The sequence below is a fragment of the Dysgonomonas sp. 216 genome (assembly GCF_010501065.1).
In the GTDB taxonomy this organism is placed as follows: domain Bacteria; phylum Bacteroidota; class Bacteroidia; order Bacteroidales; family Dysgonomonadaceae; genus QVMM01.
The window spans coordinates 18,399-32,981 of record NZ_QVMM01000011.1; the positions used below are offsets into that span (position 1 = coordinate 18,399).

Annotated in this window: 14 protein-coding genes; 8 read left to right on the forward strand and 6 right to left on the reverse strand. The window is 38.6% G+C overall.

Features of this window, described 5'->3' with window-relative positions; genetic code table 11:
• Window positions 1–25: 25 nt before the first annotated feature.
• Window positions 26–457 carry a type II 3-dehydroquinate dehydratase gene (gene aroQ, locus D0T53_RS07985; RefSeq protein ID WP_163266636.1) on the reverse strand — a complete coding sequence of 144 codons (432 nt, stop codon included), beginning with the start codon at window positions 455–457 and terminating at the stop codon, window positions 26–28.
• A gap of 244 nt (window positions 458–701) precedes the next feature.
• On the opposite strand from aroQ, the gene D0T53_RS07990 reads away from it, so the two are divergent.
• Entirely contained in the window at window positions 702–1,634 is a 933-nt protein-coding gene (locus D0T53_RS07990; RefSeq protein WP_163266641.1) for a DUF4421 family protein, read from the forward strand.
• Here D0T53_RS07990 and uvrB read toward each other — a convergent pair whose 3' ends face one another.
• The 5 genes from uvrB to D0T53_RS08015 all read right to left on the reverse strand — a co-directional run bounded on the left by uvrB (window position 1,635) and on the right by D0T53_RS08015 (window position 5,972).
• Window positions 1,635–3,650 (reverse strand): excinuclease ABC subunit UvrB, encoded by a 2,016-nt coding sequence (gene uvrB / locus D0T53_RS07995; RefSeq protein ID WP_163266643.1) that lies wholly within the window; start codon window positions 3,648–3,650, stop codon window positions 1,635–1,637.
• Window positions 3,651–3,761: 111 nt separating this feature from the next.
• Complete coding sequence (locus D0T53_RS08000; protein ID WP_163266645.1) at window positions 3,762–4,070, reverse strand: T9SS type A sorting domain-containing protein; 309 nt, start codon at window positions 4,068–4,070, stop codon at window positions 3,762–3,764.
• Between the two features lie 63 nt (window positions 4,071–4,133).
• Window positions 4,134–5,048 carry a ribonuclease Z gene (locus tag D0T53_RS08005; protein ID WP_163266647.1) on the reverse strand — a complete coding sequence of 305 codons (915 nt, stop codon included), beginning with the start codon at window positions 5,046–5,048 and terminating at the stop codon, window positions 4,134–4,136.
• Window positions 5,048–5,629 carry a 7-carboxy-7-deazaguanine synthase QueE gene (locus tag D0T53_RS08010; RefSeq protein ID WP_163266649.1) on the reverse strand — a complete coding sequence of 194 codons (582 nt, stop codon included), beginning with the start codon at window positions 5,627–5,629 and terminating at the stop codon, window positions 5,048–5,050. The genes D0T53_RS08005 and D0T53_RS08010 overlap by 1 nt, the downstream gene beginning before the upstream one ends.
• Window positions 5,613–5,972 (reverse strand): 6-carboxytetrahydropterin synthase, encoded by a 360-nt coding sequence (locus D0T53_RS08015; RefSeq protein ID WP_163266651.1) that lies wholly within the window; start codon window positions 5,970–5,972, stop codon window positions 5,613–5,615. The genes D0T53_RS08010 and D0T53_RS08015 overlap by 17 nt, the downstream gene beginning before the upstream one ends.
• A 284-nt stretch (window positions 5,973–6,256) precedes the next feature.
• Between D0T53_RS08015 and D0T53_RS08020 the strand changes: the two genes are divergently transcribed.
• From D0T53_RS08020 to D0T53_RS08050, 7 genes are all read left to right on the forward strand, one after another.
• Window positions 6,257–7,729 carry a DUF3078 domain-containing protein gene (locus D0T53_RS08020; RefSeq protein WP_163266653.1) on the forward strand — a complete coding sequence of 491 codons (1,473 nt, stop codon included), beginning with the start codon at window positions 6,257–6,259 and terminating at the stop codon, window positions 7,727–7,729.
• A 168-nt stretch (window positions 7,730–7,897) separates the two neighbouring features.
• Entirely contained in the window at window positions 7,898–9,532 is a 1,635-nt protein-coding gene (locus tag D0T53_RS08025; protein ID WP_185152984.1) for a peptide MFS transporter, read from the forward strand.
• A gap of 287 nt (window positions 9,533–9,819) precedes the next feature.
• Complete coding sequence (locus D0T53_RS08030) at window positions 9,820–12,033, forward strand: T9SS type A sorting domain-containing protein (protein ID WP_163266656.1); 2,214 nt, start codon at window positions 9,820–9,822, stop codon at window positions 12,031–12,033.
• Window positions 12,030–12,359 (forward strand): hypothetical protein, encoded by a 330-nt coding sequence (locus D0T53_RS08035; RefSeq protein WP_163266658.1) that lies wholly within the window; start codon window positions 12,030–12,032, stop codon window positions 12,357–12,359. The genes D0T53_RS08030 and D0T53_RS08035 overlap by 4 nt, the downstream gene beginning before the upstream one ends.
• A 194-nt stretch (window positions 12,360–12,553) precedes the next feature.
• Window positions 12,554–13,138 (forward strand): 50S ribosomal protein L25/general stress protein Ctc, encoded by a 585-nt coding sequence (locus tag D0T53_RS08040; RefSeq protein WP_163266659.1) that lies wholly within the window; start codon window positions 12,554–12,556, stop codon window positions 13,136–13,138.
• Window positions 13,139–13,179: 41 nt separating this feature from the next.
• Window positions 13,180–13,743 carry an aminoacyl-tRNA hydrolase gene (pth, locus tag D0T53_RS08045; RefSeq protein ID WP_163266660.1) on the forward strand — a complete coding sequence of 188 codons (564 nt, stop codon included), beginning with the start codon at window positions 13,180–13,182 and terminating at the stop codon, window positions 13,741–13,743.
• A gap of 295 nt (window positions 13,744–14,038) precedes the next feature.
• On the forward strand, window positions 14,039–14,533 hold the full coding sequence (locus tag D0T53_RS08050) for a redoxin family protein (protein WP_163266661.1): 495 nt from the start codon (window positions 14,039–14,041) through the stop codon (window positions 14,531–14,533).
• The last annotated feature ends 50 nt before the right edge of the window (window positions 14,534–14,583 follow it).

Genomic DNA, 14,583 nt, shown 5'->3' on the forward strand with positions numbered 1-14,583 from the left:
TTGTTATAAATATTGAAATTTTATTCTATTTTGTATTGTTGCCTATAAAATATTCTATTGCCAGTCGGTACGAGTCAAGCCCTAAGCCAATAACAGATCCTTTGCATGCAGCTGCTATCATAGATTTGTGGCGAAACTCTTCACGCTGATGTATATTCGATATGTGTACTTCTACAACAGGTGTATTAACAGCCTTTATGGCATCGTGTATAGCCACCGAAGTGTGAGTATAAGCTCCAGCGTTAAGAATTATTCCGTCGGCAGTAAATCCGGCTTCGTGAATCTTGTCAATAATGTCGCCTTCGTGGTTCGATTGATAATACGATAGTTTGCAGGCATTTTTATATTGCAAACTCAATTCCCCGAAAAAAGCATCAAACGTTTTACTCCCGTAGACCGAGGGTTCACGCTTGCCTAGCAAATTGAGGTTTGGCCCGTTAATTATCAATATTTCCATTTCTTATAATTAAGCCTTTTAAAGCAGTATTAAGCCTTCTGTTAAAAGAGGAACAAAGGTAACTAATTTTTGTAATAATATCAAAGACAAAAAAATACAAAAATAAAGAGTTGTCGAACTTTTTAAGATAAGTTGATAACTCCATGTTACAATTAAATAATAAAGTATCTTTGTGTTCCAGAGGGTTCAACAAAAAGGTTGATTCTCTACAATTTTATAATATGAGTCCCGTTTTATTTTACAGATGAGATTTTTGCTGATTATTATATTTTCATTCGTGTTCGGACGAAACGTGTGTGCTCAAATAGACAGTTCATACATTGGTTTTTTCGACGATCAGGTTTTGTTACGCGCATATACCGGGCGCGATTTTATTTTTCTGATGCAAGGAAAAGAAGAGAAAGATTATATGCCTAATAATCCGGCGAATATAGGATTTGGTTTTTCGTGGAAAAATACGATATTAAGCTTTGGGTATGGCTATGGATTCGATTTTATGAAAGATAAAAATCTGGGAAAAACAAAGGCTTTCGATTTTCAACTCCAAAATTATGGGCGTAAGTTTACATTTGATATATACATTCAGCAGTACGAAGGTTTTTATCATGATAAAAAAGATGACGGTAAAGATGTAGAGTTGTACCCGGATTTGAGGATAGAGGCTTATGGTGCTCAGGTGCAATATCTTTTTAATGGACGTAAATTTTCGTATAAAGCGGCGTTTAACCAAAATCAGAAGCAGTTGAAATCGGCGGGAAGTTTTCTTTTGGGTTTAGCTGTAAGCCAGACTAAGATACGAACCGATAGCTCGTTGGTTTTATCTAACAAAAAAATACTTCGTAATTTTCAGATAGGTGTTAATGGGGGCTATGCTTATACATGGGCATTGGGTCGGCATTGGTTTATAAATGCATCGTTGAGTGTGGGGATACATTTTGGAAGCGAACAATTGAGTACTTTCGGAAAAAGTAAGCTGGAGGTTTATCCTGCTATATTTCCGAGAGTGTCGGCGGGGTATAACAGGGAAAAATGGTCTTTAGGCTTGTCGTATGTCAGCAGGCAGATTTTCCCTGAATTTACAGAAGAGGAACAAACAGTTCTGAATTCGGGTTCGTTCAGATTGACTTATACCCGACGCTTACACGATATACCTATTCTGTCAAAAATACTCGATTAATTATTTTTTGGTCAACAGATCTTCGAGGCGAATGATTTCGTCCCTGTATTGCGCAGCCTCAAGGAACTCCATTTTTTTAGCAGCTTCTTTCATTAGCTTTTTATTCTTTTCTATCGCTTTTTTCAAGTCGCCAACGCTCATGTAATCAATGTTTGGAGTTGATGCAATAGATAAAAAGTCTGGCTCAGTGTATGCTTGAGCTTCCGATTCGCTCGTAAGCTTAGGCTTGTTCAGAGCCGAAACTTTAGCTTTCACTATCTGTCTAGGAACAATTCCGTTAGCTTCGTTATACGCCAACTGTATTTCTCTACGACGATTTGTTTCGTTGATTGTCAGCTGCATGCTGTCGGTAATTTTGTCAGCGTAAAAAATAACCTTTCCGTTTACGTTACGTGCGGCACGGCCTACTGTTTGCGTTAGAGAACGGTGCGATCGCAAGAAACCCTCTTTATCGGCATCAAGAATCGCAACAAGCGAAACTTCCGGTAAGTCGAGACCTTCCCTTAGCAGGTTAACTCCTACTAATACATCAAAAAGCCCGTTTCGTAAGTCGTCCATAATGCGTACGCGCTCAAGTGTGTCAACGTCGGAGTGTATATATTCGCATCTAATATCGTTGTGTAATAAATAGTTTGTTAATTCTTCCGCCATTCGCTTTGTCAGAGTGGTGACAAGCGTTCGCTCATCTTTTTCGACGCGCAGTTGTATTTCCTCCATTAAGTCGTCTATCTGATTAAGGCTGGGTCTGACATCAATAGGAGGGTCGAGTAATCCTGTCGGGCGAATCAATTGTTCAACAACAACGCCCTCCGATTGGATAAGTTCATAATCGGCAGGAGTTGCGCTTACGTATATCGATTGTTTTACTAACGATTCGAATTCTTCGAATTTAAGAGGGCGGTTGTCTATTGCAGCCGGAAGCCGGAAGCCATATTCTACAAGATTCTCTTTTCTCGAATGGTCGCCTCCATACATTGCTCTTATCTGAGGTATGGTTACATGGCTTTCGTCAATAACAACCAGAAAATCTTTTGGGAAGAAATCTAAAAGGCAGAAAGGCCGTGTGCCCGGTGCGCGATTATCGAAGTAGCGCGAATAGTTTTCTATTCCTGAGCAGTGTCCCACTTCCCGAATCATTTCCAGATCGAAGGTTACACGCTCGTAAAGTCGCTTTGCTTCTAAATCTTTGCCTATCGAACGAAAAAATTCAACTTGCCTTCCTAAATCAATTTCGATTTCAGCAATTGCCCGCATCGTTCGTTCTTTTGTTGTAACAAAAAGATTTGCGGGATATATCATGTATTCTTCAAACCGTTCAATCCTGACTCCGCTTAGTGGGTCGATACTTTCGATGCTTTCTATTTCGTCGCCCCAGAAAACTACTCTTATTATTATGTCGCCATATGCAAGAAATATATCAACAGTATCGCCTTTTACTCTGAAGTTACCTCTGTTGAAATCAACTTCGTTTCGAGAATATAAGCAATTTACCAACGAACGAAGAAAAACTTCGCGTACGAGTTTTTGCCCTGTTTTAACACCAATAATATTACTGTTGAAGTCCTCGGGGTTTCCTATTCCATATAAACACGACACAGAAGATACAACAATAACATCCCGTCGGCCCGAAAGTAGGGACGATGTTGTTGCCAGACGTAACTTTTCTATTTCGTCGTTTATAGATAAATCTTTTTCGATATATGTATTAGTCGATGGAATATATGCTTCGGGTTGGTAATAATCGTAATACGAAACAAAGTATTCGACAGCATTGTCGGGAAAGAATCCCTTAAACTCGCTATATAGCTGTGCTGCTAATGTTTTGTTGTGGCTTAGTATAAGTGTAGGTTTTTTTACCTGTTCTATAACATTGGCAACGGTAAATGTTTTCCCCGAACCGGTAACGCCCAATAGGGTTTGGTGTGGGATGTCGTTATTTATTCCATTGACTAATGCCTCGATAGCGGTAGGCTGGTCTCCGGTTGGCTTATAATGGGAGCTGATTTTAAAATCCATATTGAGTATAGATCAAGTAAACACAAAAAATAAAACACGCCTCTATTAATTATAAAATTAAAAAGGAGTGTAGATGTAATTGTTGAATAAATATGTCTGGAAAAATATATTCTATTTTACGGCAATCTTTCGCGATGTATCTTCTGCCTTTACTATGTAATAGCCTTGAGGTAAATTAACATCGGTACTTCCCACCCCCGATTTTATATTCAATGTAGCAACTTTAGCACCGATTATGCTAAAAATGTCAATGCGTAAATCTTGTTTCGAGGCAGGAATAAAGTATTTAACAGTGTTGATTGTTATTTCTACTGTTTGTTTCTCGGCTTCGGCAATACTACTCTGTTCCTGATTCTGGGAAAAACCAGAAGCAGAAAATCCTAAAAGAAGGACTATGATCAGAGGTTTTATAAATTTCATTTTGCCAAAATTTTATACTTCGATACGAAGATAATATATTTTTCTGAGAAAAAATAATTTTACCTATAATTTTTTGAGTAAATTTTCGTTTGCCAGTATTGTGTTCGAAAAAATAGCTTTCGCTTCGCTCAGAAGCATATTGTTATCTGGGTAACGCGACGAAAAATGTCCCAGCATCAACTCTTTTACCCCGGCGGTTTTTGCAATAAGTGCGGCTTGTTCTGCCGTGGTATGTTTGGTTTTGGGTGCTCGGTGTTTATCGGCATTACCGAATGTTGCCTCGTGATACAATAAATCAACTCCGGCAATAATAGGAATAATTTCTTCGGAATAAGCTGTGTCGGAACAGTAAGCGTATTTGCGCACCGGATCGGCAGGGCGGGTAAGTTTATTGCATGGGATAATTTGTCCATCAGGGGTTGTAAAATCCTCGCCTCTTTTTATATATTGCAATTCTTTTACAGGAACATTATAATATTTCACCATGTCGGGTATTATATGCCTGTCTCCTTCCTTTTCTTCAAATAAGAAGCCTGCGCACGGAACTCTGTGTTTTAATGGGATTGTGCTTACTTTAATTGAACGGTCTTCGTAAATAACAGCGTTTTTTTCGGCATCGAAAGGTTTTATAAGAACTTTATAAATCATATCTCTGCAAAAGAAATCGAGTTGAGGGCGTAAGATGTCTTCGAGTTCGGCAACGGCATATATTGTCAGATCGGCGGTTCTGCCTAATAGTCCCAGAGTAGATATTAGTCCCATTAGTCCGAAACAATGATCTCCATGCAGATGCGAGATAAATATACTGTTGAGTTTGCTGAAACTAAGTTTGCTTTTTCGCATCTGAAGTTGTGCGCCTTCTCCACAATCTACCATAAACAGTTTTTCCCGAATATGTACTATCTGAGAAGATGGGTAATGTTGAGCCGTAGGTAAAGCCGAACCACAACCTAGTATGTGAATATCAAACACTTGCATTATTCAATATCTATAAGTTTGTGCATTTGTAAACTCAATGACCATTGTGGGTTTTGCTTTACCAATTCGACACAATAGTTTATATTCTCTTTGTTTGGTTTACTGCCGTCGAATACAGGGCTGACAAAATATTTGTCGGCTTTAGGTAAAGAATCTATATCCGGCAAAAAATCGCCATTTTTTACAGGAATCCTTATTTCATTTACTTTCGGATTCAATTTTTTCAGATTGTTATAATTCAGTTTAGGACTGCAGGTTATATAGTCTATTAAGTATGGTGTTTTTTTTGTGCCATTTGTTTCTATCGCCTGTTTATATCCTGCTTGTCGAAAAACTGACAGATATTCATCTGTTAGCTGCAATGTGGGTTCTCCTCCTGTCCATATTATCCATTTGCAGGGAAATGAAGATATTTTACTAAAGATCTGCTCTATTGTCATTTCTTCCCCGTTTTCGAAATCGGTATCGCAAAACGAACAGGCAAGGTTGCACTTCGAGAGCCTTATGAAAATAGAAGCTTCCCCCATGCGTCCGCCTTCGCCTTGTAACGAATAAAATATTTCGTTAACAATCAGCTTCATAAATAGCTGTTGTTTTAGGTGTTTCCGAAACTTCTATGGCATATAATTCGGGTAGTTCTTTTTTGAAAATATCGAACAGGTGTTTAGCTATATTTTCGGCACTTGGGTTGAAATTGAAAACATCGTTTAAGTGTCTGTGATCCAGATTGCTGTCGATATAATCTTTTATATATTGTAATTCCCTGTAATCTTTAACGAACCCAACATTGTTAAGTTCTGCCGACTTTAAATGTACTGTTACAACATAATTATGCCCGTGCAAACGGGTGCATGGATGATCGGACGATAATCCACTTAATGTATGCGATGCCGAAAATGCAAATTGTTTGCTTATCTTAAACATGTATTTTGTTCCTGTTTTTACTGTGTGTTACAGGTAACAAAGTTACTACTTTTTCCTGTTTGTATTCAAATCCTGACACTTTTTAGTAAAATACTAACATTGGCGGGTTGCATTTTGTCGATACGAAATAATCGAAAATTGTTTTTTGTAATTATTCTCAATAAAAAATATCAGGAACGTTAAATAAACCTTAACTGTTAATTATAGTCTATAGATAAATATTATTATTTAATATCTTTGCGATTTAAATGCTACTCTTTAACTATAAATATGATAAATAAAACATGAGAAAAAGTATACTCTACATATTATTAAGCTTTTCCCCATTTTTTATAATCGATTCTTTTTCTTCTGTTATGATTGCCGACTCTCTGTCGGTAAACGATTCGTTAAAAATATCATTACCCGAAATAGTGTCGGTAAGTGATTCGGATCAGGTAAAGGATAGCCTTGTGCTTTCGGGCGGAAATGCTGCCAATTGGGCTAAGCGTCAGCATGAGCATGTATTGCGTCGCGATTCGTTGGGGCTTATAGCTATGTCGCGTTCATGGTCGGTACTCGACCCCGGAATAACTTTTATGGATACAATGTTTTATAATCCGGCTTATCTGCCTGTGATTTTCGAGGGTAGGGTGCTTCCCGATAATATTGATTTAAGGAAAGACAAGGAACAGGAAAAAGACAAGGAGTTTCATTTAATAAGCCCGGAAAAAACATTAAAACCTTTCATTGAAAAAACATCGAGAGTGAAGGCTCAAAGACGCAATTTTTATATGCAGCCCGAAAATATGACTAAGGTAAAATTCAGCAAGTCGGATATTTCGGAGGTGGCAAGTAAAAGTAAAAAAGAGTCGGAGGGTGTGACAAAGAATATATTCGACGATATTCTGGCAGTCGAAACACCTTCGGATATTATTGCTCCTAAATTAGAGAAGGTAGTTCCCAAACGGGTGTATTGGCGTAAAAATGGAGAACATTCTTTACAGATTTCGCAAAACTATATATCAGACAATTGGCATAAAGGGGGGAATAGTAGCTACTCGGTACGTAGCAACCATAAGTTCAACCTTAATTACGAGAAAGGGAAAGTTAAATTCAATAACTCGTGGGAGTGGAGGCTTGGCTTGCAAAGTGTGTCGGGCGATACTCTGCGCGATGTGAATATTAACGACGACTTTTTGCGTATGTATAATATGTTTGGTTACAGGGCCTTCGATAAATGGTCGTATTCGGCAACTTTAGACAGCCGAACGCAGGTATTCAATTCGTACAAAGTAAACTCAACGAAAAGAGAAACCTCATTTTTAGCTCCTCTGTATGTTAATCTGGGGGTGGGTATGAGTTATAACCTTGAAAAGAAATTTAAGAATAAACCGACAAAGAAGCTTAAGTTGTCGCTCGATATTTCGGCTTTGTCTCTCGATTTCAGATATGTAGGAGATGATAAAGTGAACGAAACTAAATTCGGGTTGGAGAAAGACCATCATAGTAAAACCGATTATGGATCGAAGGTTAACGTGAAACTCGATTTTGCATTCAATTCGTACGTATCGTGGTATTCCGAGGCTTTTTATTTTACCAACTACGAGCGGGCCGAATCGGAATGGCAAAACACCTTCAATATGGTTCTTAACAGGTTTTGGTCTACAAAGATAACGGCGCACCTGCGGTTCGATGATAATGTATCGAGAGATGATAAATTGGGCTATTTGCAAGTGAACGAGCTTATAAGCTTTGGGCTAAACTATAAATGGTAATAGCACGAAACCTGTATTTGAATAATAATCGCTCGTGTTTGCTCAATATCGGGCATGTCGGTGGTGTCTCATCGACTTAAAAAAGAATAAAGTAATCATTTGGTTTTCTGTTCTTTTATACAATCGGTTTCTCAACTATCTTTTTAGGGAGAGATAAAAACTAAACAAATGAGTGACATAAAAAACAAGCATCCTAAAGGACTGAAATATTTATTTCTCACCGAAATGTGGGAGCGTTTCGGGTATTATCTTATGTTGGGCATATTTGCCCTTTACCTAATGGATATGGACGGGATGAAAATGTCGCGTTCGGGTGCTTACGATATAGTCGGTACGTATTTGGGGCTGGTTTATCTGACTCCGTTTTTGGGAGGTTTAATTGCCGATAAGCTTTTGGGCTATCGTGTTTCTATTCTTATCGGGGGGATTTTGTGTTCGGCGGGGTACATGATTCTGGCAATTCCGGGCGAGACTACAATGTGGATAGCTTTGTTGCTTATTATTTTAGGGAACGGACTGTTTAAGCCTAATATTTCTACATTATTGGGCAATTTGTATTCGAAAGATGAGTATAAAAACTCGAAGGATGCAGGATACAGTATTTTCTACATGGGGATAAATATAGGGGCTTTTGTCTGCAATTTTGTGGCTGCGTATATGCGCAACAACTATGGTTGGGGCTATGCGTTTCTTGCGGCAGGCATTGGTATGCTTATTGGTTTAATAATATTTCTTGCCGGCACCAAACATATTAAAGATGCCGATATTGTGAAGAAAAACAATAATTCGGGTTCCGAAATATCGAGAGTTTTATTGTATGTGTTTGTTCCGGCTATAATATTTGGGGTAGGAGGCTGGTTTATTCCTGATAACGTGTTTGGTTCCGACTCAAACGATGCGTTTCTTTTTGGTTGTATACCTGTGGTAGTTTTTTATGGGTCGTTGCTTTTCCGTTCGAAGAAAGAGGAACGTGCGCAAATAAAAGCATTGCTGGCCATTTTTGCTATCATGATAGTATTCTGGATGGTGTTTAAGCAGAATGCGACTGCTTTGACAACATTTGCCGAAAATTATACCGAGCGATCAATCGGTTTAGATGTTGCTCGTGTTTCCAAGCCTTTCGGGTTTGTACAAGAGTTGGTGTACGAAAAAGACAATGTTACTGCCTTGGACGATAAACTACGCCCAATAGTAGATGATAAAGGGAAAGTGCAGGACGCATTCGATTATCCTAATTATTTTATCAATTGTCCTGAAGATAAATTGCCGAAAACAGGCGATTCGGTAAACCTGATCTCTACCGAGATATTTCAGTCGATAAATCCATTTTTCATTATTGTGCTGACTCCTTTAATCCTGTCTTTCTTCTCGTTTCTCAGCAGAAGGAAGAAAGAACCGTCTACGCCCGCGAAAATGGGGTGGGGGCTTATTATAACAGGGCTGTCTTCGCTAGTTATGGTTGGTGCTGTTTCTTTTACCGATATATACGCCGATAAGGCTTCGGCCTTATGGCTGATAGGTACTTACGGTGTTCTTACTGTAGGCGAGTTACTTATTAGTCCCATAGGGTTATCGCTGGTCTCCAAGCTTAGCCCTCGCGATATTACGTCTTTTATGATGGGCGGATGGTTTTTGTCTACATCTATTGGTAATAAGCTAAGCGGGATAGTTGCAGGCTTTTGGGATTCGTTTAACGATAAAAGCTATTACTTTCTGATGAATTTTGCAGCCTGTGCCTGCGCGGGATTACTTATTTTTATTTTACTGAAATGGCTCAGGCGGATAGTGAACGAACATTCGTGATACGTTTATTGCCGATATTTTCGCTGGTCGGGCAATATAAAAAAAATACTTTCCTTTATTTGAAACATAAACTAAAGCATCTTTTCTTTTTTCATTTACCGAAAAAAGAGAAGAGTGAGCACATAAAAAACGAGGAGTAAATTTTCCTCGTTATTCATATTTCGAAATAGCATTTGTTATTGATATTCAAACAATAAGATACTTTTACAGACGATGAAATAGAGGATTCGTGGCACTTGGAAAGAGTGTGATGATTCTTAGTTTGTTTTTGAAAAGGTCTTTTGTTTATGAAAACAGTTTTACGGTTTACAATTGTTCTTGCAACAATTCTTATTTCAGCATATTCTTATTCTCAAAGTTCAACCCCCGTATTTTATAACGAGGGTAAAATTTGTGTGTCGGGAACCGACACCACAAAAACGTCTCTGTTTATTTATGGAGGTTTAGTTGCCGGAACTAACGAACAGAATGCTTATAAAACTTGTAATATTCTACATATCAATTCGAAAATAGTATTAGCCGGCGATTTTCATAACAATGTTAAAGAAGGAACTGTGTTTTCTCGTCCCGCAATTTACGACCAAGAAGGCGTATTTGAGTTTAAGTCGACATTGACACAAACAATAAAAACAGACGGAAGTACATTTAATACTATCCCATCGAAAGAGTATTTGTATATCGATTTTCCTCATGTAAGAATAGCCAACAATAAGCATGTAAATGTTATGCCCGAGATTGGGATGAAGACAAAAAATGTGTACTTGAACGAAGGTTGGTTGATACTTCAGGCCAGAAGAACCAATGCCTCTGATTTTGTCGAAACCACCGATCCACTCAGGCTGGATACATTGCTGAATGCACGGAGTAATATGGCTCATTTATTTGTAAATGGAGAAGTTACTTATTATAACTGGAGTGATGCGGATATAAATAAACGGGGATTTATTGAAGTAAATATAGCCTTAGACGAACATAAAACAGCATTCGAATATAAAAGTTTAGTAGCTTTTGGGTCGCCATACAGTAGTATAATGGCCGATTACTTTATGTATAATTTCTTGGTAGCGCCTTCGGATAAAGGCTTTTTGGGTGATAGTGGTAAAACAATTATCGATCCCCAATATAAGTTAGAAGCAGGGCGGGGGCATGCTCTGGGGGTTGACCTGAGAGGTAGTAATGGTGCTAATTATCAGGATAGAAGTGGATTGTATCCGGGTATTGATTTTAATCATCGGGCAAAGGATATGTATACGTTCAACAGGTTCAGGTATGCGAATGATCCGTTGAGGAATAAAAATCAAATATTTGGAACAGATCAAACTACTGCTGCCTATCAGATGGAAAAGTTGAATACGGGCAATATTAAAGTGAGTCTGAAGCAAGGTTTTAATTATCTGGCTAACCCTTACACATCTCCTCTTGATGTGTCGGAATTGCTACTGCTTGATGGGGCTGCTGATTGGGGTGTTATATCGTACGACGAGGGGCTTTCGGACGATGTTCGTGAAATTATAAACAGAGTATGGGTGTTAAACGGCGATGCGTCGGCCAGAGCCATAAGTGAGACTTCGAAAACTGTAAATTTCAATTATAAATATTATATAGCCAAAAGTGTTGGTGGTACATATCTCGACGAGGATGGAAGGGTTACCATTGCGCCACTGCAAATGTTTGTAGTATATGCTATACAACCATGCGAAATAACCATACCTGCATCGAAGCGAACTATGGGTAATTCATTCTTTATCAGGAGTGGAAATAAAAGGCAGGACGATTTTGTTTTCGAAGTTCTTGATGCAGCAACAAAAACCTCAGACCGGGTTAGTCTTGTAGTCCGTAGTGCCGAAGATATAGAAAATGATGATGAGTGCGAGAATGTAGCCTTACTAAAAGGAGGCAGCAATAATGGAAATTCGAGTGTGCGCTCTTCGGTCGAAGAGCCTGTTCAAACTCCATCAAGCCAGTTATTTGTAAAAGACGAAGAAACGGGTAAACTGCTAAGTGTAAAATTTCTAGCAATTGAGCCTGTAATATCTACCCCTCTTTACCTTAAACCGTCATCCGTATATCAGAATATATATATAAGGGGATTAAGGATCAATTCGATGACAAATGTACGTGAAATCTGGATCGAAGATAAATTATCCGGCGATAAGCGGCAATTAACCGATAAGTCTGTGTATAAAACGTCGACAAATCCTGATGATCCATCTGATAGGTTTGTTCTGCATTTCCATACTCGGGGGGGGCAAGGTGTTGATGACGAAGAACTCCAATCGGATTTAACGGCGTTTTACGCTGATGGTCGATTAAAAATTAAAGGGCTTACCGTTGCAGACTATGGCAGCGACATAAGAGTATACGATATTGGCGGTCGTCAAATCAAAGCGGACACAGTTGATAGCGAAGAAGAATCCTTAGATATCGAATTGAATCGGGGTGCCTATATTCTGAGTGTAAAAGGTCGCAGGGTGTTTAATGTCAAATTTGTAGTGAAATGAAAAAGCTAATAATCTTTTTATCGGTAACCATACTTACTATTGTATGTTGTCTGTACGCTCAGGAAGTTGAACCTGTCCAACTACCGTCGGAGGAGGTTTATGAGAATACCATTGAAGCAATGAACATTAATGCCTCAGGCGAATTGCCATCGACCCGGGCAGGAGGAGATGACGATTTGGACCCCGGAGGTTCGTCGGAGGGAGACGGTGGCTGGGTGGGTGCACCAATAGCGGATAACGCAGCAGCCATATTAATTCTTTCGGGAGGATATCTTACTTTTACGGTATTACGAAACAGGGGAAAGAAAACCAAGAATAAGCGATAATTACTTGATGCGAAGGGAGTGAAATATGGTTGTTGATGCGAAATATCTGCAACCTTACATCTTTAGTTTAATAAAATACGTGCTTGTTTTGTAACAATAAAAGCATTATCTTTGCACCGCTTTTGAAAGCCCGTACGTGTGATGGGAATAAGGAGGCAATCCTTAATTTGAGTAACACAATTAATTAACAAAAGATGAAATCATTTGAATTAAACGGTTCGGCTAGAACCATTTTAGGAAAAAAAGGAGCGAAAGCAGCTCGTAAAGAAAATTTAATTCCTGCAGTATTATACGGAGGAGAGAGTACTGAAGCAAAACATTTCTCGGTAAGCGAATCAAGTGTTCGTAACCTTATCTACACTCCTGAAATATATTTAGTAAACCTAAGTGTTGACGGTCAGGTAGTAACTGCAATATTGAAAGATATTCAGTTTCATCCGGTAACTGACAATATTCTACATATCGACTTCCTTCAGGTATTTGACAATAAACCTATTGTTATCGAAGTTCCTGTTGTTCTTGAAGGTCTTGCCGAAGGTGTTAAAGCCGGGGGTAAACTATCGTTAGATACACGTAAACTGAAAGTAAGAGCTATGTATAAAGATATACCTGAAAAACTTCATGTTAATATCGAGCATCTTGCTTTAGGAAAATCTATTCAGGTTGGCGAGTTGAGCTTTGATGGTTTGGAACTATTGAATGCGAAAAATTCAGTTGTATGTCGCGTTCAGTTAACTCGTGCGGCTCGTGGTCTTGCAGCTAAAAACGCAGGTAAATAAATTGAAATAAATAATAAAGAGCTTACCAGATTCTTTATTAAATGAAATACTTAATAGTAGGGCTGGGTAACATTGGGTACGAATACGCCTTTACCCGCCATAATATAGGATTCAGAGTGTTGGACGCTTTAGCAGAAGCGTCCAATGCTGTTTTTAGAGTCGATCGCTATGGCGAAGTTACTCAGGTAAAACTGAAAGGACGTACGCTTGTGCTGTTGAAGCCTTCGACATATATGAACCTCAGCGGAAATGCCGTTCGGTATTGGCTGCAAAAAGAGAATATTGGTATCGAAAACCTTTTGGTAATTGTCGACGATTTGGCTCTGCCTTTCGGGTCGTTACGTTTAAAGTCGAAGGGGAGCGATGCCGGACATAACGGATTAAAAAACATTCAGGCAGTTCTCGGCACACAAGAATACGCCCGTCTGCGTTTTGGTATAGGCGACAATTATCCTAAAGGTATGCAGGTGGAGTATGTTTTAGGTCGTTTTGATGAGGAACAGGAGAAACTTCTGCCGGAAAGATTGGATGTGTGTGGCGAGATAATAAAAAGCTTTTGTTTAGCCGGTATCCAGATTACAATGAATCAGTATAACAAAAAATAGGGGAGAACTCCGAATCTCTTTCTGGCAGCGAATCTTGAAGTTTGCATTGTGGCTGCCTGATGAATACTGTTCATAAATTATTTATATACAATGCCTTGTTTTATTTATTCTATAGATATCTTAAACTTTTTTCGTTGTGCGGTGTTTATTTTTTTAGTATTTTTGCACCTGTGAAAAAGCTATTAGCCACTACCTAAGCGTAGGTTAGTGATATCCCGAAAATCGGGGGAGTCTTTTATCTATCCTTGAGAAAGGAATACAAAAAAGACTTGATTAGTAACTTAATTGAAATTTTATGAAGCATTTGAAGTATCTGCTTGTTGGAGGATTGGTGCTTATTATGGCATCGTCATACACAACAAAAACTTCGACGGTTTTTGACGGTATTTACCCCGGAAACCGAATGCCCGATATCGCATTTAGCGACGAATCGGGGAACAAGACCAACTTGTCTGAACTTAAAGGACAAAAAATTTTGGTTAACTTTTGGGCTGCTTACGATGCAGATTCCCACATGAAGAATGTTCTACTATGGAACACACTTCGCAAAGCAGACTTAGGTGTGAAAATGATCTCTGTATCATTTGATCAAAGCAGATCGGTTTTTGAAAAAACTTTGAGAATTGACGGGTTAATGGATAGTCAGTCTCAATTCTGCGAAACATTGGGTAAAAACTCCGATATCTTTAAGGATTATAAACTGGAGAACGGATTTAAAAATTACCTGATTGACGAAAACGGGATTATTCTGGCGATAAACGTCAATCCTGCCGACCTAAGTAAATATTGAACGAAAACTGATTTTTAAAAATTACTGTAAAAAAATAAGGTACCCTTTTT